This window comes from Bacteroidota bacterium, from assembly GCA_016711505.1.
Lineage (GTDB): Bacteria > Bacteroidota > Bacteroidia > AKYH767-A > 2013-40CM-41-45 > JADKIH01.
The window spans coordinates 1-22217 of record JADJSV010000020.1 but is presented as its reverse complement, the minus strand read 5'-3'; the positions used below and the strand labels follow the sequence as shown (position 1 = coordinate 22217).

The following is a 22217-nucleotide window of genomic DNA, read 5'->3' as shown; positions in this document are numbered from 1 at the left end:
TTACCCTTTCCACACTAAAAACGCATGCTCACTTTTCACGATTTTACAACATACGTTGACGCAATCATATCATGTAACGCTTGCTTTTTTTCTGTCCATCCGGCCATAAAGTAACCGATTCCTAAAATTAATGCTGACGGAATTTTAGCTAAATATCTCCCAAGAGCATTTCCCAATGTCAAACGTTCAAAATTCTTGTCTACTACTTTTAATCCAAGAGCTCGTTTACCAAAAGTTGCCTGGTAAGAACTACTTTCCATCACTGCAAAATAAACCAGATTAAGTCCAAGAATTATAATATAATAGCCGGCTAAAGAACCCATACCGGCTGATTGCATGGCTTCAGGACTCAAAGCGAAGCCACCAAAAAATGCAAGTGTAATTGCCGTTTGAATAACATACATTATCAATCCATCAATAAAAGCAGCCCCAAAGCGGATCCAGAATCCGGCATAAGTAACAGGTTGCGACTCCATTTGTGTTGCATCTAAAATAGGTTCCATAGTTATTTGTGGTTAGTGTTTGAACAAATATATAAAAATTCCCGAATTACTGTTGGCGTGGAAAAATTTTACAAATAAATTGCTTAAGGGATAAAATGATTAAGGTGTTTAAAGTGTTTCGAAACACATTAAACACCTTAAATAATTTAACCATTTAAAAATTTCTATTCGGCTTTAAACTTCATCGAAACTGAATTCACACAGTATCTCATTCCCGTTTCACTTGGACCATCATCAAAAATATGCCCGAGATGAGAACCGCAATTTGCACATAAGATCTCTGTCCGAATCATACCATGTGTCGTATCCCGTTTTTGAATGATCTTTCCGCCTTCAATTTCTTTATCGAACGAAGGCCAGCCACATCCGGAATCAAATTTCATTTCCGAAGTGAACAGATCATTTCCACATGCTGCACATTGATAAATTCCTTTATCTTTATTCAAATACAATTGCCCGGTAAAAGGAGCTTCAGTCCCTTTCTGGCGCAACACTCGGTATTGCTCAGGAGTCAACTCCTTCTTCCATTCTTCCTCTGATTTCTGCATGTTATATTTTTTTTACAAAGGTAAAGAATAAGAACTATCTAATTTTCTTCCGCACTTCTTTACATCGCTTTTCGTAATCAGGTTTTTTCATGACCCGACTTAAAAGCGACCAGAATCCGCGCCCATAATCAACATAGATCTCTGTTCCTTTGTGGATCTTTCTTGTCGAAGCAATATAAACACGTTTACCAACAACAATGTATTCACAATTATTACGCATGCCTTCAGCCCTGGCAAATCCGCGGGCATCATTTGCATACCGCCCGATTACCGACTTGTCATGCAAAGCGTCAACGGCCCAGCGGGAGCTGATCTTAAAGATATACGGGTTGTAGCCATCATCGTCTTTTACATCCTTCCATTTAACCAATTTGCCCTTATATTCTACTATTATCGCCTTTGCAGGAATGTCTTCAGTAGTGAAAATCCCCTTTCCTGCACCCGGAATAATTGATTTTCGTATTCTTAATTGTTTTTCCAATAATGCCATATTATTTCTTTCGGCCGGCAAAATGGTGATTTTTTTGGTATAGGGCAAGAGAAGTGAGTTGATGCTTGGAGGAAAGCTTGTTTAAGGGGTTTAAGGGTTTAAATTGGTACAACCCGTTTTTAATGAACTTAAGACAGATTAAAAACCCTTAAACACTATAAACCCATTAAACTTTTTAAAACGATTTAAGTCCTTTGAATTAAATAAACCTTTAAATAACCAAACCATTTAATTAAAATAGACTCTCACAAAAGCACAGACAATTCCATGACACATAGTATTCACTTACCGCCAAAATGAATATCTTCGCCTCCTAATTTTAACGCAAAAATAATATTTGATTAACTCTGCATTTGAATTCACCTAACCTAAATTTATCTAAACCGTATTCATCTATGTCAAAATTATCAATTCAAAAAATAACGATGGTAGCATTGTTATTCTTTCTTTCTTCATTAAGTTATGCTCAGCAATGGGGAAATTACACACTTTATAGTGTTACAAATAGCACAAATGCTTATCTGATCGATACAACCAGCGCAGTTTTTAATACATGGACTTTCCCTTCTAATTCAAGAACCGGTTATTCATCATACTTATTACCCGGAGGTGATATTGTAAGATCAGTGAGTCGCTCAGGAAATAGTTTTATGGGGGGAGGAATGACAGGACAATTACAAAAATATGATTTTGCAGGAAATCTTACATGGGATTTTGTTTATTCAACTTCTACATATTGTATGCACCATGATATCTGTCCACTTCCAAATGGAAATGTATTGCTGATCGTTTATGAAACTAAGACTTCTGCAGAAGCTACTGCTGCAGGAAGTGCCTTGGCAATTACAATCTGGTCAGAAAAAATTGTTGAAGTACAACAAACCGGGCCTACAACAGGAAACATCGTTTGGGAATGGCATTTATGGGATCACCTTGTGCAAAACCATGATCCGACAAAGGCTAACTACCAAACTTCAATCGTTGACCACCCGGAACTTCTTGATATAAATTATGCAACTCAAAAAGACTGGATTCACATGAATGGTATTGATTACAATCCAATGCTTGAACAAATTGTAGTGAGTTCGCATAACCTTGATCAATGGTTCGTAATCGATCATAGTACAACAACAGCAGAAGCAACTTCACATAGCGGTGGCAATTCAGGTAAAGGTGGTGACTTCTTATATCGTTATGGTAATCCTGATTCATATGGTGCTACCGGTTCTACAGTATTAAACGTTACTCATGATTCACATTGGATACCAGAAAATTGTCCGAATGCAGGTTCGATAGTAGGTTTTAATAACAGAGGAATTTCAAATAACCAATCATCTGTTGATCGTATCGTTCCACCATTAAATGGTTACAACTACGATATCACTGCAGGACAAGCATACCTTCCGCTAAATTATGACGAACGCCATGCATGTAATGGATATAGTAGCAACATGGGAAATTCACAACCTCTTCCTAATGGTAATCTTTTAGTATGCGTAGCAACCTCAGGACTTATCTATGAAGTTGACCCCGCAGGAACATTACTATGGTCAAAAACGGCTACGGGAAATGTTGCTCAGGCATTCCGGTATGATGAGTGTTATGTAAATAATGCTGCACCGGCAATTCCGGTTATCTCTCAGGTTGTAGATACACTTTTATCAACAACTGCTACAACCTATCAATGGTATCTTAACGGACAAGCTATTCCCGGTGCGACTGAACAAACATATCTTCCAACCCAGGAAGGAAGATATGTTGTGAGAATAACTGATGCAAATGGTTGCGTCTATCAATATGCGACAGGATTTAATTTCGAATTCACTTCCACAAATATTTCACAAAATAATCTGGACTCAAAAGTTTCATTATATCCAAATCCTACAACCGGAATCATCCGAATAAACAATTCTGCATTTAAAGGAAATAATTATCAGTCATTTTTGTATGACAGATTTGGCAAACTAATTTATAGTTCAATAAATAATTCTGAACTGGATCTTTCACCTTATGAAAATGGTGTATATTTCGTTACTCTTGTTTCTGAAACAGGAACTGTATCCAAAAAAATCTCATTAATAAGATAATCTCAACATAAAACTACAATGAAAAATATAATCAGCATAGCTGCTTTCGTTTTATTAATCGCATTTCATTCAGCTGCTAAAAAAGTTAAATTCGCTGTTGACATGACAGGCCAGACGGTAAATACTACAGGTGTTCATGTCAGCGGGGATTTTCAGACAATTGCCGGATTTCCCGGAGGCGACTGGAATTCAGGTACGACAACAATGACTCAGGAAGGAGCTACACAGATCTACAGTGTTGTGGTCGATCTTCCGGCTTTTTCCAAATACGAATACAAATTCATCAATGGCGATCAATTTTATGAAGCGGAATTTGTACCTGTGGAGTCACGTGTCGGCTATAACTTCAGCGATAGCAGATGGATCTACGTTGATTCAATTGCAAACGACACAAGTTTTGTTGGCGCAATTCTTTTTGCTGCCAATGCACCGGCAGGGAATTATCTGGTAAGATTCATTGTTGACACGCAAACATTACCTTCTGTAGATGGAACTGGAATGCATGTTGCCGGTAGTTTTCAGAACTGGGATCCGACAACAAACTTTCTTTTCAGCTTCACTTCCAATGTTCATGAAAAGATAGAATATGTGCCGGCCGGAACTTATGAATATAAATTCTTCAATGGAAATTCAATTGGTGGAGCTGAAACTCTTCCGGCTATATGCTCTGTCAATTCTAACCGCGAATTGACTGTTACAAGAGATACTATCCTCACTTCATTCTGCTTTGCAAGTTGCACTTCTTGCCTTACTTCAATAAATGAAAGTGAAATGTTAAACGGCGTTGTATTTTATCCAAATCCGGCTAAGAATTTTACTACAATCTCCTTTACTGATCTAAGCTTGTCTTATAAAATTTCAATCTTCGATCTTACCGGAAGAAATATTTCTGAATATCATTCGGAAAATAATTCTTCAGTGAAAATTGAAACATCAGAATTGAACAAAGGAATCTATTTTGTAAATGTTATTGCTAACAACTACAAATCTTTTTCAGGAAAACTTATTGTAAATTAAAATATGAAATTTAAACTAAAAGTAACATTGTTACTAATAATAAGTTTTATCATAGAAAAGTCTGCCGGAGCCCAGCAGACTTTTTATGATTTAAACGCTATCCAGACGATTGAAGTTTTCTTTTCTCAGTCTAATTGGGATTATCAGCTTGATACTGCTAAATATGGTGCAGAAGATTTTGTTCTTGCTGATATAGTGATTGTGAATGGAATCAGTTATGATAGTGTCGGAGTGAAATATAAAGGAAACAGTTCCTATGATTCTACTTACATCAAGAATCCTATGCACATTGAACTTGATGCTTTCAAAAAACAATCCTATGAAGGTTATGAAGACATCAAGCTAAGTAATGGTTATAGCGACCCAAGTATGATCAGAGAACCGCTGGCCTACTCTATTCTTTCAAATTACATGGATTGCCCGAAAGCAAATTTCGCAAAACTATTTATCAATGGAAATTATATTGGAATATACAGTAATGCAGAAAGTATCAACAAAGACTTTTGTTCAAATCATTTTTACTCGTCAAAGAACACTCTGCTAAAATGTAATCCAATAGGCAATCCAGGGCCCACAACAAAAAGTAATTTGAAATATATCAACGGTGCAGATAGTTCCGGTTACATTAATTACTACGAATTAAAATCCGATTATGGCTGGAATGATCTTGTAGATTTATGTGACTCTGTTACAAATAATCCATCATCATTCGCAAATGTTATGGATGTTGACCGTATTCTCTGGATGCTGGCTTTTAATAATTCACTTGTGAATCTGGATTCATATTCCGGAGTCTTTGCCCAGAACTATTATTTGTATAAAGATCATACGGGACATTTCAATCCGGTCGTATGGGATCTGAACATGTGTTTTGGCGGATTTCCATTCGCAGGAGCCGGGGCAACCGGACTTGCAGGACTGACGATTGCCGACATGCAACAAATGGCACTTGACCTGCATTCAACAGATCCATTCTGGCCGGTGATCAATACTGTTTTCAATGATCCAATGTACAAGCGAATGTATATTGCACACATGCGAACGATCATGAGTGATTTTATTTATTCAGGGTCTTATGAGACACTGTCAGCTCAAATGCAATCGCTGATCTCAGCTGATGTTACAGCAGATACAAATAAATTTTACAGTGATATCGAATTTCAAAACGGACTGACTACTGATGTTTCAGTTGGAAGTTATTCCGTCCCCGGAATAAAAAATTTAATGGATGCAAGAGGAGTTTACCTTTCCAACACTGCAGAATTTACTGCTATGCCACCTTCGATCTCAAATGTAATTGCAAGCAATATTTCTCCTTCGATTAATTCAAGTGTTTCCATCACTACAGATGTGGCAGGTTCTTCTAATGGAAACGTCTACTTAGGCTTTAGAAATCTGAACAGCGACAAGTTTACAAGAACTATAATGTTTGATGATGGCTTGCACAATGATGGTGCTGCAGGTGATAATAATTTCGGCGCATCAATAACTATCACTTCAGCATTAACTCAATATTACATTTATGCAGAGAATAATGATGCCGGAATTTTTTCACCTGAACGTGCCGAACATGAATTCTACACTATTGTAACCGATCTTCCCACAGCACAACCGGGCGAAATTGTTATCAATGAATTATTACCGTTAAATCAAGCTGATACAGTCGATGAGAACGGTAAGAATGAAGACTGGATTGAATTCTACAACACTACTTCTACTCCACTGAGTATGTTTGGCCTTTATCTCACTGACGACTTAGTGAATCCTACAAAATTTTCATTCCCTGAAAACAGTTTCATACCTGCCAACGGTTACTTAGTTGTCTTTGCTGATGAAGATGCTACAACTACACAGTACATCCATTGTAACTTTAAGCTATCAGCAAATGGTGAAACGATCATGTTGAGCAATCAATCCGGTGCAGTCCTTGACAGCATTACATTCGGTGTACCTGTAATCGATGTTGCTTATGGCCGTTGTCCAAATGGTTCCGGACCATTTCAAACACTTGTTTCCTCCACTTTCAATTCTGAAAATTGTCCGGTTAGTGTCAATGAAATGAGTTTGATAGAAACCAATCTATCCATTTTCCCAAATCCGGCGTCCGGCATTGTTTATCTTAATATCAAATTTAAATCACCGGAGGAAATAATTTTTTCTGTGAAAGATCTTCAAGGGAAAATAATTCATACCGGCAAAATAAAAGATGCTGTTGAATTGAATACCTCTGAATGGAATGCAGGAATTTATTTTGTGGAATGTGGAAATGCTGCTAAGAAATTATCGGTTGTTAAGTAAATATAGAATCCAAAAGTTATAAAACTTAGTTGAGAGCGACGGTTTCATTGTCGGCGATATTTGTGACTTGCAAAAATTAAACACAAGTCCACTAAGTTTTTGTCACAAGTACACAAATGTTATTTGAAAAGTATCAACTTAGTGTTCTTGTGACAAAAACTTAGTGATCTTGTGTTAAAAAAACACTTGCAGACATTGTCAAATTGAGTAAAAAACCAATCAAAAAAAAATGCAGCCAAAAGAATATCTTCCAGCTGCATTCAAACAAAAATAGAATAGTTTATTACTTTATAAACGACATCGATTTCAATTCACCTCCGGAATTCAATTGAACTACATACATTCCGGTTGCAAAAGAACTGATATCAATTTTTTTGAAGTTTGATCTTTCATTTTTTATTCCTTCGAAAACAAGTTCGCCAAAGGAATTGAAGATTTTAATATTTACAACTTTGTCAAAAGACGATTCTGCTACAATAGATATTTCATTGGTTGCAGGATTCGGGAAAAGATAATTTCCGCGACTGCGGGTTCCTGTAGCAAAGGAAGATGGCGGGATCTGGCAACTGATCGTATCGACCATGATTGCATCAAAATTTTCACAACCATTCGAATCTGAAACCAATACTGAATAAATACCTTCTGCAGATACTGTCAATTCACTTAAGGTAGAATTATCTGACCACAGATAAGAATCAAATCCGGCACCGGCTTGCAATGTTATACTCGAGCCAATACAGATCGTTGTATCAGTTCCCAGATCTACAACTGGTGCAGGGAAATCATAGCCTATTATTACTGTAACGTAATCCGGACAGCCAACATAGTCTGCAACTTCAACAATATATTCTCCGGGACTTAAATTTGTAACAACTGCAGTTGTTGCACCTCCCGGTTGCCAATTATAAAAATATGGTGCAGTTCCTCCTGAACCGGAAACTTCTGCTGTTCCATCTTCGCCGTTTTCACATGTAGCATTGGAAGTTGAAACGACTGTTCCAACAATTCCTGCTGTATTATGGACAATATCAGATAAGTTCACAATGCATCCGCTGAAATTATCAGTGATCGAAACATCATACATTCCTGCAGCAAGACCAGTTGCAATACTATCGGTACTGACCGAAGGATTCCACACAAAGCTGAAATCACCACTTCCACCGGATGTACTCACACTTGCTGTTCCATCGCTTGCACTGCATGTTGCCGGAGTTGTAACCATTTCTGCTGTGAAACCACTTCCACCGTTTATAACAAAGTCAGTTTCTACGGAACACTGATTGTCGTCCGTTAAAGTCAATGAATAGGTTCCGGCAATTAATCCGGAAACTGACGATCCACCTGTTGGCGGTGTTGTATTCCATGTGTAAGTATATGCAGGTGTTCCGCCTGTCACAACTGCACTGGCACTCCCTGCCACTCCTGAACATGTAGCATCAACGGTACTAACTGTTACATTTAATGGCGGTGGCTCACTGATAGTGAAAGAATATGCACCACTGCATCCATTTGCATTTGTTGCAAGGACAGTATAATTTCCGGCTGACAGGTGACTGATACTTGGTGTTACAAATTCACCGGGTGTCCACATGTATTCATAAACTCCGGGAACCTGCATTCCAATTGATGCACCACCATTATGTCCACCATTACAGGACACATCATGAGTAGAAACTGTTGCATTAAGACTTGAAAGAAATATGGCGTACGAAAATGATTGCACTCCGTTTGAAGGACAAGCATTATCACGAACTGTAACTGAGAAAATATATGGCAGTGTGCGAACATCACTTATAGTTGGTGACCAGCAGAAAGTACCAACCGGATGCTGAGCTGTAGTTGATGTTAATGTTGCACCCGGAATTCCATTGTTCCATGTCATTGTCAAGGAATCCGGAGTATCAAGATCGGATGATAAAATATCAAAACAGATCGGGCCATTCAGACAAACATTCATTGTGTAGTTTGCAGTACCATTAATTCCGGAAGCAAGCGGTAGTTCATTATTACATTGTACTGTGTATACTTGTATATCTCTGATTATGGTTCCGATCAATACACCATTTCTATACTCTTCAACCAACACAGCAAATACTGAAACTTCTGCTGCAGTTGGATGAATAAATACATCACCAGTTCCGGGATTAATTGATACAGGCGGAGTTGAGCTCAATGGATTTGCAATTGAATAACCGGGCAAATAATTTACAGGAGCATTTGGTCCGTCTCTTGGTGCAATAAATGAATAGACAAGCGAATCACCTTCTGCATCTATAGCACCATGATTGTAATAATTATTTTGTCCTATACACTCGAATGCAATTGGGATATTTGAAAAGACAGGTGAGTTGTTATTTGAAATAGTATTGTTCAGATTTGCTTCAATGAACATATCATAACCGTCGGGATTTGTCAATGTGGTAATGGCTGCATTCCGGCAACAAGCCGTTGCATTAAAATTCCAGTCTGGGCAACCTTGATTTAATGTTACAATTCCGGTGTATTCCCATTTCTGGATTCCTGTAGCCAGACCACCATCACATGTCGTCAAGGTACCCGGGCAAACAAATGTAATTTGTTGTCCGGTGCCGGGAACAGGTAGTAAGGTTATATTATCGTCGAACCCACAACTATCAGAACCGTAGTTAAGATTGATTGATGTTTGTGCATCTATACCTATACAATCTCTGTAAAAAGTATAAGTGATCAGATATTGATTATTTCCAATATAAGTATATGTTAGATCCGCACCGGCCATGTGAGTGGCTTGCGTCCTTTCTGCTGACAAGAATATTGAAAAGAAAAAAATTAAAGAAATAACAAAATAATTCCGGTAAGGGTTAGTAGAATTTTTTTTTCATAAGTTGAATTATAAGAATGACAATTATTATTAGGGTCTAATTATTTCTTCTCGATAAATATTCAAGCGAATTATGAAACCAAGTTGCCAAACTTTCGAAATCAATTCACTCAAAGCAATTTAAAAATGTCTGGTCAGCGCGAAACCAGCAAATAAATCTATAACTTTTTTTGAATTTAAAAGCAATTTTGGACAAATTTCTCCAATGATGTCAACATTTTAACAAATTTGCCTGAAAATTCTATTGAGAAGCAATATCAGATCCGGAAAATGAATAAAAAATTAATGCCAAATTAAAAGTTCAGAATTCCAAAATCATTTAAAATGTGATCACACCCACATTTGACTGAGTATTTATATCTACGACTACATTCTGAATACAAGTCAGCGGATAAATTGTATCCGGCAATATACATACTGTATAAGTTCCGGCAGGGATTCCACCAATTAAAAAATCACCATTAGCGTTTACAGGGGACGTGAACGTATCTGTGCCAAAATAAGCATAAGCGATTGCCGGAACTACGGGAGAAATTGAGCCACTGATACTTCCATCAATACCAATAGCATTAGCCCTGATAACAGGCTTGAGATGAAAAACTCCATTCCCCTGCTCCACTATTGAACGGCCCGCATCAAAATCAAGCAGAATAATATTTGTAACACCGCCAATAATTTCTTTGTGGATCTGTAACTTCAGTCCGCTTTGCGAACCACTTGGAATTACCAACGGATACGTAACCCCATTTTTTGTAACAGAATTATTTGCACCTAAGATCAAGCGGATTTGAGAAACATTGCCTGCAGGTAAATTCGCAGAAGCGATCAGCGTATCCAGGCCATTTGCATATTGAAGCAAATTGTATTGTCCGGGAAATGGAACGGCCATATTGATCCACCCGTTTGTACGATCCGAATGTACTTCTACTCCTACTATTTCAATCAATACTGAATCATAAACAGCCGGAGCATCCGTTAGTCTTATCTGAAGATCACCGGAAACATAAGTTTCCTCAGAGGCGTCCTTTTTACATGCAATAAATATTAGAATTAAAACAGTCGTTGTGAGATAGAGGATCTTATTCATCTTCCAAAATTAACGTATTTTTAAACAAGAAATGACCTGTAAACCAAATCTCATTACTTAAATTTAGTACAGAGTCCAAAATTCATTTTCAACACCAAAAGATTTTGTGATAAATAATTCCGAGAACAAATAAACCTCCGGATTCCCATTAAAGATTATCCGGAGGAGAGACCAATTATTATTGTTTAATAATTCGTTGACTTCTTGCTGACTGTCCATCACAAAAACGAACAATGTAAATTCCATTTGGAAGATCCGCTACCGGAAAAACTTCTGTTCTACCGGTTTCGGTTACAAGAGAAAATTCTTTCACCATTGCACCGGTAAGACTACGTAATTCCACTTGCCAGTTTTTACCGGAATGGAATTTAACTGCAAGATCACGCTCAACAAGATTGTTTACAATACTAAACTGTGTTGCAGAAACTGAAGGCAAACCCGATGTACCTAACACTGTAATGTGAGCAACCATACCCATTGACGAATGGATGGAGCAAATAAAATCATATTCACCTTCAACTGTGACCTGATACATGAACATTGGATTTGATGCATCAATTGGAGCATCCCATGGAGTAGCGCCTACAGGAATAGCTATTGAAGTTGTAGTATGGAAGCCTGCACTCCAAACCCACATGATCGTATCACCAACGTTAACAATAATATTTGCAGGATTAAAAACAATGTTCTCTACTGATACCGGAATTACTGCAGATTGAGAAATTTTACTCATCGACATGAGTACAAATAATAATAAAATAGTAATTTTTTTCATGATGTTAATTTTAGAGATTAATTATTGGTTGTGTGCCACCAAGCACATTTAAACTATACTTCAAATTTTCACATTTTATTGCTTTAAGAAAAGTGATTATTGCTGAACAGGGAAAAGTGGGTCCTGAAACGGGTAATTTGCAGTTACGTTCACCCAACTAATAGCCAGGTTCACTAGTATATTAAATTCACTTACAGAAAAAAGGCTTAAAGCGCATTCCGGTGTGAGAAATCTTGGTAATTTAACATACTCTCTAAACTAATGCTATGAAAAAAATAATTACTCCCCTACTCATTTTACTTTGTGCTCTATTGCTTGCCATCAGTTTACAGGCTTAGTGAACGAAGAATTTAAAACTCTTGCGCAATGAGCTTTTTGCATTCAGAATGGCAGCAATATACTCTCCTGAGGTAAATTGATTCATGTCGATTCGTGTTGAAATCTCTGAAATGTTTTTCTGCAAAACCATTTGCCCATTTACAGAGTAAACCAATAGTATAGAATTTTCCGGATTTATAGTTTTTGAATTAATATTCAAAATGTTTTCAAAGTAAATTATATCAAAATCATCTCCTGGATTATCCAACAAGTTTATATTGCTTGAAAGATCTATCTGCCCGAGGCTATCTGTTTTTACTACATATGCAAGTACGGAACTATAACGCGCTTCACAAACAAATGCATAACCCGAATCATTTGTGACGACCAGATCATTTGAATAAGATAATGCAAAAGATCTGAAATTATTTTTCCATAACTGATTTCCATTTTCGTCTAAAGACATTAAGACAGTAGTATCTTGTGTTGTCCCAAGACATACTATTCCACCGGAATTATTTTTAACACACTTTCCAAAAATACCTTCATTATACTTTTTTGACCATAATAGATTTCCATTGAAATCAAATTTCATTACAAGTTGTTTATCTGTTAAGACTCCTGCCGAATCAATGTGTTCAAATCCGGCAACAATTATTCCTGAGTCAGTTACTCTTGTTGAATTTGCAAATAATTTCACACTTCCATATAGGATAGAATCAGTAACTACCTTTTGCCAGATGACTGAATCATTGAAGAAATCGTAACAGGTAATTTTAAGAACTGAATCAAAATTAGCTCCGCCTGTATTAGAAACAGAGTATATTAATGAGTCCCGAAAATCACAGCTGAAGGAAGATGCCAATGGAGATTCTTCATGAGGTGATTGCCACAAAATATTTCCTTCTCTATCCAAATGATAAATTGAGCCCATGAAATGTGTAGGAAATCCAAAAGGTGCTTCTCCTGATAATATCAATGTTGAATCCTGCATTTCGTACATTTCAAAATTGTAATAAAAAAATCTGTAGACAAGGATCTTGTCCAGATAGTATCCAACGAACTATTCAACCGGATAAGTTTTATTCCGTTAGAAGTTTTTCCTACCATTAAATATTCCTGATTATATGATTTTAGTATTTTACCCACCGTGAAATCCTGAAAAGAATAATATTGCAGCGAATCTCCAATTCGGTTCAAGGTTAATATTCCCGGATCGTTCAGAAAATTTTCCGCATGGTAACCGACCAGAAAAGTACTGTCATGAGATTCAACAATTGTCATGCTAGCAGGAAATGCTGTAAACATCTTCTCGAAGGTTTGAGCTAAGAGTGATTGAGCGATAAAAAAGTGTAGAATAAGTATTGCAAATTTTCTCATTTGATAAATATATTGAATTTAAATATGTGGGCGGTATAGAATGTACTTATGAAAACTGTTTCAGATTAAGAATTTACACCAATTTAAGGCCTTTTTCTACCATCCTTCTTCAAAATCCTTCATATTCAATTTACTACATATTTGATAAATATTCCTTGTTTTCTTTGATTTTCTGAAAAAAATCTACCTTTGCCGTCCCCAAAGATGGCCCGTTCGTCTAGGGGTTAGGACATCTCCCTTTCACGGAGGAAACGCGGGTTCGATTCCCGCACGGGCTACATAAACCATTGATTATCTAATAGATAGTCAATGGTTTTTTTTCTTTTAGTGTTCGTCGGAGGGAAAATGTTGGAATTAGGATTTGTAGGATTTTAAGATTTTAGGAATTATTGAGTGATATGATTTCAGGATTTACTGAGTGATGCGATTTTAAAAATTTAATGCATGATAAGATTTTCGGATTATAATAATGAATGACTTCAATAACCAAATGATTGAATAAAATGCAAAAATAGTTTAGTATATGCGGGGAATTGAACTCACTTAAAATCTATTTGATAAAGATAGGCTGAATAAATTTTATTTTTATCAGCATGAAACATGAAGACATAACACATAAAATAATTGGATGTGCAATGAAGGTTCATTCAACGTTGGGAAATGGATTTCAGGAAGTAATTTATCAGCGAGCGTTGGCAATTGAACTTTTAAAAAGGATCTTCGCTACAAAAGAGAAATGGAAATGCAAATTTTCTATGACGGCAGAATTTTAGGAACAAGACGAGTAGATTTTTTTGTTGAAGATGGTATAATGGTAGAAATTAAAGCAGTTATAAAACTTGAAGATGTTCATCTTGCACAAGCAATGAATTATTGCCAGGCATACAATCTACCCATTGGCCTACTGATAAATTTCGGAGCAAAAAGCCTTGAATTCAAAAGAGTTTACAATGTAAATCATCCTGAAAACCTGGAATATATAAACAAGAAAAAAGATTCTAGTAACAAAGTAAATACAAAACCAGAATTTTTCGACTAGAACTTGAATAAACCTGGCACCAATAAAATCCTTTAATCCAAATATCCTACAAATCCTAATTCTGACATTTTCCTCTACTATTCCACCACAAACTTAAACACCCTTCTCTCACTCCCACTCCCCACCAAACAAAAATATATCCCTGCACTTAACTGATTCAACTCAACTGCAATTTTATTATATCCGGGATCAAGATCTGTTGTCATGGAAATTCTTTCTCTGCCAGACAAATCTGAAATAACTATAGGTATGTTTTTGGTTTCAGAAAACTGTGAATTGTATTCGATATTTATGAAACTATGTGCCGGATTAGGATAGAGCTTCACCTCTGCTGATTCTGTTTCGCTTTCTGTTTCATGATTACTCAAGCGCGCAGAAATCACCCCAACGGTGACAGGCAAAGATGTTGCAAAACAAAATCCTGCACGGTATGATCTTACAGTATAAACTCCTGAAGAGTTTACTACAATTGAACGTGTGGTTGGATCGGTCGACCACAAATATCCGTTTGAAACAGTTGAAGTAAGTGTAACAGTCTGGCGGGATTAAGAATTGTCGGTCCACTCGCCGTGACGACCGGTACAGGCGGCGGTGTGCAGCCATTTGCAATGACAGCAACAGGCGCTGATGTTGCAGTACAACCGTTTGTACCGGTAATACTCACGATAAATTCCCTGCGTTGAAACCGTGATGCTTCGAGTCGTTGCATTAGTTGACCAGCGATATTGGTTCGCTGTGCGAGGTAAGTGATACTGATGTATGACTGCTGGTAAGAGTTGTCGAACTGTTTGGTGTTATGACCGGTGCTGCAGGAGCAGCAAGCATTGAAAACAACTTTTGGTGTAGAGACTGCTGAACAATTTGCACTTCCGTACATGCGGACAGTATAGGATCCGGCTGCTGACACAATGATCGAACGTGTTGTTGCTCCATTGGACCATGCATACGAAGTTCCGGGGGTTGAAGTGAGCGTTAGTAAAGTTCCCGGACATATGCTTAAGGAGCCACTTGCTGTGATAACAGGGACAACGGGTGCTGCCATTGCACTTACAACTATTGCTGCTGAAGTTGCAGAGCAACCGGTGTTGATACCTGTTACAGAATAATTTCCGGACGTTGTCACGACGATCGATTGAGTTGTCGCACCATTTGACCATAAGTAGGAATTTGCCGGGCTGGATGTGAGCATCACAGATCCGCCAGCACAAAATGATGTTGGACCACTGGCAGTGATGGTCGGTGTTACGCCAGATGCTGAAACAGCTATTGTCATCGGTCGTGATAAAGCGACCACTCCTGTTGAATCAGTAACTTTCACTGTAAATGATCCCGAGCTGTTCACTGTGATGGAACGTGTAGTTTGTCCTCCCGGTGTCCAGAAATATGATGAACCCTGATTTGCAGTTAACGTTACACTTCCGCCATTACAAAAATGCGTCGGTCCGCTGGGAGAAATTGTTGCAGTTTGGTTTGCAGGCTTAGGCATTGCAGCGTAACTGAACCATGTATAACCATCCGTTCTTATAAAATTTTTAATATTGATATCCGGTTCAACACCCAGAAAACCTGTATATGTAACATATGGTTTAGTAGTTGGATTTGTACTTAGCCAGTTGTACATATATGATTGTTCACTGGAGAAAATAGGAAGGACGGTCGTTACTTTTCCCCCACTTGCAATATCTAAAAGCCGGTTTCTGGTATACTGATAAATATCTGCATCCGTTGTTCTGTATGAATGAAGTAGTATCCTGTCGGCTTTCGATGCCAACTGTTGCATTTGTCCCCTGTTCGGCCAGCCCAGATAAATTTCAGAAATAAGTCCATTAGCACTTGTAAGCGAATCTATTTTCTGAAACTCCCGCCATGCAAATGCAAACGCTCCCGAAGTATCTGCTGTATATCCATTCGGAGTCAGATACAGCATTGAGTAGAATGCATTGATGCTTGGATGTTAGCCAGAATTCAAATTCAAAATTGAAAACATTAAATCTTTCTATAGGAGAGACCCGGTTATTATAATTCATAATCCGCGTAGCAATGAATTATACGTTTCACCGGGAAGCTCCTACCTGCACGATCCTGTAGTTGGTTTTAGCTTTTGAAATGAATACTGCAAGTTTTGCAATATTGGTACTTGTCCAACTGAGTTGTTCAGATCATACAATGTCATATAATTCAGATCATGCAACTGCATACCGAGTATCTGATTTTCAAGGGAACTATCTCCCCAACCATGACGAAGTACTGTTCACGTACATTCCACGGATGTTCGACTGGCCTTTTGCCGGCAGTGAATAAAACATAATGAACAGGAGTAAATACTTTGCTCCTCTCTTTACCATTGCGAGAGTCATGATCATGCGGGGATGATTTTAAGTTAGTACAAACACACTCAATGAGTGTATAAGTGAATTAGCAGAAGATTTTTTCAGCGAATTCTGAGTTGCTCAATACGCAGGGTTTATAAACTTGTTCGGAAATTTTACTTTCTCTTTAGTTAAAACAGCGCGATACCAATGGGAACAACTAAAATGTTAAATGGTCAGGCAAACAGAAAACTTTATCCGGGTGCGCAAATTTTATGATAAAGAAGGTGAATTGTAAGTTTTGCGAATCTTTTTTAACACAGAGTTCATAAAAAAAAAAGGGAAAAAAGAGTAGTCATGAATAATGTCAACAGTTATTACTCCCTCTTATCCAATTCCATCTTTTCCGAAAAAATAAATTCAACATCTGATTCCTCTATAAAAGAAACATAAAACAATTCCGATTCATCGGTACTCAATGTCAATTCATAATAATAACCTGCCATCAGATATAGTGCTCGACAACAATCTTCAAGCGGTATTTGGCGAATAAAAATTCCTTCTTTCAATATTGTAGTCGCTCTGTTATGCAAGGGTGAGGCTGAAATATAGTATCTCTGGTCGCATTAATAAGTTGATTGAATGATTAATTATTCGGATTTTGAAAATTAATTAATTAGTGTGCCGCCCAGATTGCGACAGGCAATTTCTTGAATGAGGGAGTATTTTTCTCATTATCAAACTTACAGTGACTTCAATCTTAATCAGGCCGGAGTTCAGAAAAAGCATAATAGTTCAAAGCCTGCAATTAAGTTTCGAAAACCTGGACACAAAAACTCTTTTTTTTCGGGACATTTACCCGGAAATAACAAACAGCCCTTTGATAATTTAAATTTCAAATGAAAGATATGTAGCTCTTTAGACAATAAGTTACAACTCTTACTGCATATAAACACATATGAGAAACTTCTTTTGGCATTTCTTCTTTTAATTGTCTTTCTTCAAAGACAGGATGCATTCTAGAAATATTATAGTTATAGATTGGGTTTCAACTATTGTAGCAGAACTATCTGATGGTTCGATCCTCATGTTCTCAGACCCCGCAGTATGGTTAAAACAAATAAAGATGGCACTTCTTCATGTGCTAAATCAGCCTATCACCTTCAACTCCCGGTGATAATTTTGGAACTTCGTTTAGAATTATCTGACGGCGATTTCATTATGGCGCACTTACCTAATAACCTACATTGTTCCCGTATAAGACTGGATCGGTTCAGGGAAATATCAGATGGATCAAAACATGAAAACAAGAGGTTGCACTTACTTCCTTTGAGTTGAAACATCGATCACGGTTTATTATTGGATTACATTTACCAGATACTATTGTAGGAAATTCGTCATGCAATAGGATGATGCTGAAAACAGATAGTGTGGGAAACACTTCCTAGATAATTTAATTCCCTTGATACAATATTCATTCCAATGATTTTAATGAATTCCAAACAGACGATGATGGATCTTATACCAAAAATGGGTTGAATAGCTGGAAATTGACAACTCAGAGTTTCCTGTCAGAAATTTTAGTTGTCTTTTTGTTCGTCTTTCCCAATATCGGACTTTACTACCTAATTACATCAGATAAGTCCAAATAAGTATCTTATGATTGGGGATCAAATTCATGAGATATTGATTCTACAAGGGTAATACTCATTTGGGAAAAATTGCCACTTGTAGATATATACTGATGTTTTAAAACTGAACGATGACAATACTTCCTCATTGGTCAGTTTGATTGTCTGGCAAGGGATCTTTATTAGAAAAAATAGTTGATCTTAGTAATCAAATAGGGAGGCTCCTTATACCGAATAAATGCTAATGTATATGGGGGTATGCAGTAGATCTGGTTTCGAAAATAAAATTGAATTATTTGGCTGCCGGCTTGTACTGATTCTTGGCAAATTCAAGATCGCATTCTCTTCTTGATGAAAATCTGGATGGAGGTTACTACCTGTGGAATTGATCAATCAATTCAATATCATGACTCCAGTTATTAGTCATTACACAATTACTAATCCGCGATTTTTATTCTCGGAAACATTACCGGTTTCGACTCCAATTGCAATCGTGCTATACAACGATAATGGCACTGCGGTTATCGGGGGCAATTTATTTATCATACCTGCACCCAATTCAATTAAGGGCCGCTAATAAATTTTTCTAAATGTTTGATTTCACTTGTTCAACTTCAGGAAGTTTTACTGTCTGAAATTTCCAGTGTTCTAATTCAGGTACTGAAATTACAGGAACCGAGTTTCTCGGACAAATGATTTACAAGTCAAATTCGACTAAGGAGGAAACATAAAAAATTGGTCTGGCAATATCTGGCCCAAGGAATGTAGTTTGCAAAAGTTTCAGCTGATACAGACTTATGTATTGCAAGAATTGTATCAAGAGCGTAACAAAAATATTTCAAATATCCATTTATCTCACTGTAATTAAGCGCATCATTAATCCGGGAAATCCATTAGATCAGCAAAAATCTTAATCAATATTGGAAGTTTCACGACGTTTCTCTCATCAATGTTGATTTAGCTAGCTTCTTCAATATCTCTTACCTGTTGCGCACGCCACAGCATAATACAAACCTTTCGGTTTACAACGATTGATCGTGAGAACCGGACTTTCAATGATCTTTCCTGCTTCCCAACCCAAAATAGGACCTGCATGCAGCGATCGTTTGAAACCGATGGGCAATCGGGATCGATTGTTGCTTTCCGTGAAAATGAAATCGTTGTTGGTGATGAAATCTGTTATATCTTCCTCTGCATAAGTGAATCCGGATTTGCTGATGTTGCCCTCGTCAAGGGCGGTGAAATGGATGACGAAGTAAGAGACATTCTGTTTCCATGTAGGAGAATCCTCTGCTTCTCCCCTCCATGACAAGTTTCATTCCACCTTCTCCCATTACCCAATTAGTGAGTCGCTTTTTCGAAGATTTTTCACTAAATGATCGCATTGATGCCGTGATAAGTACGCCAGTGACTACACCTAACAAGTTTTGCGTCTGATTTTACAAATAAAAGAATTCTCTTTGATTGTTCCTACTAAGCAAAAGAAATGACTCTTTGCAGGTTACAAATCCAACCTCATCTTCGGCATTTCATTATTATCAGAAATTCTCTCGGAAGACTTCTCCATTGAATAAAATGACATTCCCTCAACAGGGTTTACACAAACCAGCTAATAATTTAACTAATGCTTGGACTTGCCGGCACTGGCCGGACCCAGCAAAACAATTGTCACTGTCCACGGTTTGAACTCGGGGGAAAGATACTTCCATCTAGAGAAATTATATCCTGCAGACTTACTTTGACTGCAGAAATGGCGTCGTCAAGCTCAATACTTTCAACTCACCTGTTTTACTAACACGGGTTTCGGGGCGTTTCTCGAGTTCTTCATGGGCTGATCAAGTGACGATGCTTCCGCTCGAAAATAACTCAAAATAATATTTCAGATCTTGTAAGGATGAAGATTGAAATTCGATCTCAGAATTTGCATTGCAATCAAGTTCACCTGTCGAAAAGCATGCTTTTTCTAAAGTCCCACCAAACAGAATAATCTAAAGGTGATTGTTTTAATATCGATAGAGTCAGTTTTCCTGTAAGAAGAGTAAGGTTGCGCACCGCTTGCTATAGCTGTTTCGAACTGAAGATCCAAGGGTTTGCCTTTAATCTTTTTTATCTCAAGGGAATGTTAAACCCAGACTTTTACCAATTCAATATTTCGCAGAGACTCAATTGAGTCACCACTGCCGGTCGTTTGTTTCTCTATGTTTTTGCCCAGAACGTTGAGTGCCCATTTTTTTTTGCCAACAATCCCATGAGATGATCCGAACGGAACTAATACCAATCACAAAGACAGGAATCAGCAACTGGTTTTTCGAAATCGAATGCCACACAAAGAATCAGCACGCCAATGACGGTAAATCTAAAATTGTAATGAAAGCTATTTACGAATTACAAGCGGTATCAGTCCTCACCTTTTCTTTACAATCGAGCGGGTTTCTCCTCCGATTCTCCTCGGATTCCGGAATGAAAGTGTAAGGTTCTGGCGGCAGCTATTTCATGTTTGAAGATCTGCGTTCCGAATTTCTGCACCGCCTTGATTACTGTACAAATGTTAACCAAGAATGAAACGGACAATCCTTGCAAGTAAGGCAATGCCGACAGCAATGCTCCGCCAACTAACTTGCACGCAATTCATTAACTCATGACTTCGGTATACGGCTATCTAATGCGATTGGCATATTGAATTCAATTATCTTCCCGAAAATTTGTTGGATCAAGTTGGCAAAAGCATTTGATTAAACAAGCGAAATTAATTAAACCTCTTTTAACGAGGATACAGATACTTGTAAAGGATTTTCATAATTACAAAGGAAGCAAAAATCAATCCTTGAAGGCTAATAAATAATCACATAATAATTCATTTCATTTATGTTTCCAAGACTTATTCTGTTTTCAATCAGAGAAACCTCACAATTTGGCACTTTTAAACTATCGATCAGACTCTGTTATTTTATAACTCCTCGTGTAACGTTTAAAGTGAGAGGGTGTTTAACTATACATATTCATTGATTGTGGATGATCAAAATGTTGATTTTGAACGTGGTTGAAGTACGGAGGTTTGTGGACTCCGTTAGTGTGTGTAAGCCCAGGGCCTTTTTTTCTTCGGAATAGGGCTTTGGGCTTTGAATTGTTACGTTTTGAATGAACTCAGATTTTTGAGTCACAACATGGAAACAGTTATACTTACGGGATTACGTTGGCTGGAAAGAGTACAGTTGACTATCGGATAAGTTATATTCCAATCCTCTGCAATTTACCCGCAGGTAAGGAGTTGTCGTCGCAACCACGCCCAATAACTGAAATGGCGTATCCTATTGTCCACACTTGCATTTATAAGTTCCAGTTACATGGATAACTTTGTCCATTCTCATGAATGAATTAATCTTTTGGGATTGTCACAAGGTAAGTGTAACATTTATAAAATTTTACATTGAGATCATTATTGTCATAACAAAGAACTTACTTTCTCCATGCCCCAAATCGGACAGGTGAATTTGAATTTACAGATGGAGTTCTATCATCTTTTTTTTAGCCATGACGGTGAATGCAATTATCATTGTATGATAGTAACTTTAAAGGGTTAGTTTTTCATGAATTCAGATAGCATTATTAATGTATTAGAGACAAGAAAAGTTCCAACAATTCAAGAGATGCAGATGTGATCACTGTCATGGTGAAGATCTTATGATAGCACCTCACGGGAGTTTGCTGGAATAGCAATCTTTAAAATCAATACGTTGATTTTGGCATACTGCCAAAGCCAACAAAAAACATCATGACAGAAATACTCAAAGAAAAAAGAGGCAGAAGAAAAAGGTCAACACCGGAAGTGATACAAGAATTCAAGGACGGCGAACAAAAATCAGGGAAAGATGGTA

At 37.3% G+C, this 22217-nt stretch carries 15 protein-coding genes, 1 tRNA gene and 1 pseudogene; 5 read left to right on the top strand and 12 right to left on the bottom strand.

Annotation, left to right across the window (positions count from 1 at the left end; translation table 11 throughout):
* Positions 1-35 precede the first annotated feature (35 nt).
* The 3 genes from IPL24_18590 to IPL24_18580 all read right to left on the bottom strand — a co-directional run bounded on the left by IPL24_18590 (position 36) and on the right by IPL24_18580 (position 1541).
* Complete coding sequence (locus IPL24_18590; protein ID MBK8365592.1) at positions 36-503, bottom strand: RDD family protein; 468 nt, start codon at positions 501-503, stop codon at positions 36-38.
* A gap of 164 nt (positions 504-667) precedes the next feature.
* Positions 668-1051, bottom strand: coding sequence for a peptide-methionine (R)-S-oxide reductase MsrB (gene msrB / locus IPL24_18585; protein ID MBK8365591.1), 384 nt, complete (start codon positions 1049-1051; stop codon positions 668-670).
* Positions 1052-1085: 34 nt separating this feature from the next.
* The gene (locus IPL24_18580) at positions 1086-1541 is read right to left on the bottom strand and encodes an SET domain-containing protein (protein MBK8365590.1); all 456 of its coding nucleotides are present in this window, start codon (positions 1539-1541) and stop codon (positions 1086-1088) included.
* 395 nt (positions 1542-1936) lie between these two features.
* Between IPL24_18580 and IPL24_18575 the strand changes: the two genes are divergently transcribed.
* Genes IPL24_18575 through IPL24_18565 form a run of 3 tightly spaced genes read left to right on the top strand, consistent with a single transcriptional unit; the run spans position 1937 to position 6943 of the window.
* A complete protein-coding gene (locus IPL24_18575; GenBank protein ID MBK8365589.1) occupies positions 1937-3628 on the top strand; it encodes an aryl-sulfate sulfotransferase in 1692 nt (563 codons plus the stop codon).
* A gap of 18 nt (positions 3629-3646) precedes the next feature.
* Positions 3647-4645 carry a T9SS type A sorting domain-containing protein gene (locus IPL24_18570; GenBank protein ID MBK8365588.1) on the top strand — a complete coding sequence of 333 codons (999 nt, stop codon included), beginning with the start codon at positions 3647-3649 and terminating at the stop codon, positions 4643-4645.
* Between the two features lie 3 nt (positions 4646-4648).
* Positions 4649-6943, top strand: a complete 2295-nt coding sequence (locus tag IPL24_18565) for a CotH kinase family protein (protein ID MBK8365587.1) — start codon at positions 4649-4651, stop codon at positions 6941-6943.
* A gap of 283 nt (positions 6944-7226) precedes the next feature.
* Here IPL24_18565 and IPL24_18560 read toward each other — a convergent pair whose 3' ends face one another.
* The 5 genes from IPL24_18560 to IPL24_18540 form a co-directional block, all read right to left on the bottom strand.
* Positions 7227-9731: a T9SS type A sorting domain-containing protein gene (locus IPL24_18560; protein MBK8365586.1), complete on the bottom strand. Its 2505-nt coding sequence runs from the start codon at positions 9729-9731 to the stop codon at positions 7227-7229.
* 391 nt (positions 9732-10122) lie between these two features.
* Complete coding sequence (locus tag IPL24_18555) at positions 10123-10890, bottom strand: DUF4382 domain-containing protein (protein ID MBK8365585.1); 768 nt, start codon at positions 10888-10890, stop codon at positions 10123-10125.
* Between the two features lie 178 nt (positions 10891-11068).
* The gene (locus IPL24_18550; GenBank protein ID MBK8365584.1) at positions 11069-11665 is read right to left on the bottom strand and encodes a T9SS type A sorting domain-containing protein; all 597 of its coding nucleotides are present in this window, start codon (positions 11663-11665) and stop codon (positions 11069-11071) included.
* A 334-nt stretch (positions 11666-11999) separates the two neighbouring features.
* A complete protein-coding gene (locus IPL24_18545) occupies positions 12000-12977 on the bottom strand; it encodes a hypothetical protein (GenBank protein MBK8365583.1) in 978 nt (325 codons plus the stop codon).
* On the bottom strand, positions 12959-13363 hold the full coding sequence (locus tag IPL24_18540; GenBank protein MBK8365582.1) for a hypothetical protein: 405 nt from the start codon (positions 13361-13363) through the stop codon (positions 12959-12961). The genes IPL24_18545 and IPL24_18540 overlap by 19 nt, the downstream gene beginning before the upstream one ends.
* A gap of 206 nt (positions 13364-13569) precedes the next feature.
* On the opposite strand from IPL24_18540, the gene IPL24_18535 reads away from it, so the two are divergent.
* Together IPL24_18535 and IPL24_18530 are read left to right on the top strand one after the other, a co-directional pair.
* Positions 13570-13641, top strand: a tRNA-Glu gene (locus IPL24_18535).
* A 315-nt stretch (positions 13642-13956) separates the two neighbouring features.
* Positions 13957-14402: pseudogene (locus IPL24_18530) on the top strand (GxxExxY protein).
* 77 nt (positions 14403-14479) lie between these two features.
* Here IPL24_18530 and IPL24_18525 read toward each other — a convergent pair.
* The 4 genes from IPL24_18525 to IPL24_18510 form a co-directional block, all read right to left on the bottom strand.
* On the bottom strand, positions 14480-14902 hold the full coding sequence (locus tag IPL24_18525; protein ID MBK8365581.1) for a T9SS type A sorting domain-containing protein: 423 nt from the start codon (positions 14900-14902) through the stop codon (positions 14480-14482).
* A complete protein-coding gene (locus IPL24_18520) occupies positions 14866-16329 on the bottom strand; it encodes a hypothetical protein (GenBank protein MBK8365580.1) in 1464 nt (487 codons plus the stop codon). Before IPL24_18520 ends, IPL24_18525 begins: the two co-directional genes overlap by 37 nt.
* A gap of 295 nt (positions 16330-16624) precedes the next feature.
* Positions 16625-16765, bottom strand: coding sequence for a hypothetical protein (locus IPL24_18515; protein ID MBK8365579.1), 141 nt, complete (start codon positions 16763-16765; stop codon positions 16625-16627).
* A 2547-nt stretch (positions 16766-19312) separates the two neighbouring features.
* Positions 19313-19654, bottom strand: a complete 342-nt coding sequence (locus tag IPL24_18510; GenBank protein MBK8365578.1) for a hypothetical protein — start codon at positions 19652-19654, stop codon at positions 19313-19315.
* Positions 19655-22217 lie beyond the last annotated feature (2563 nt).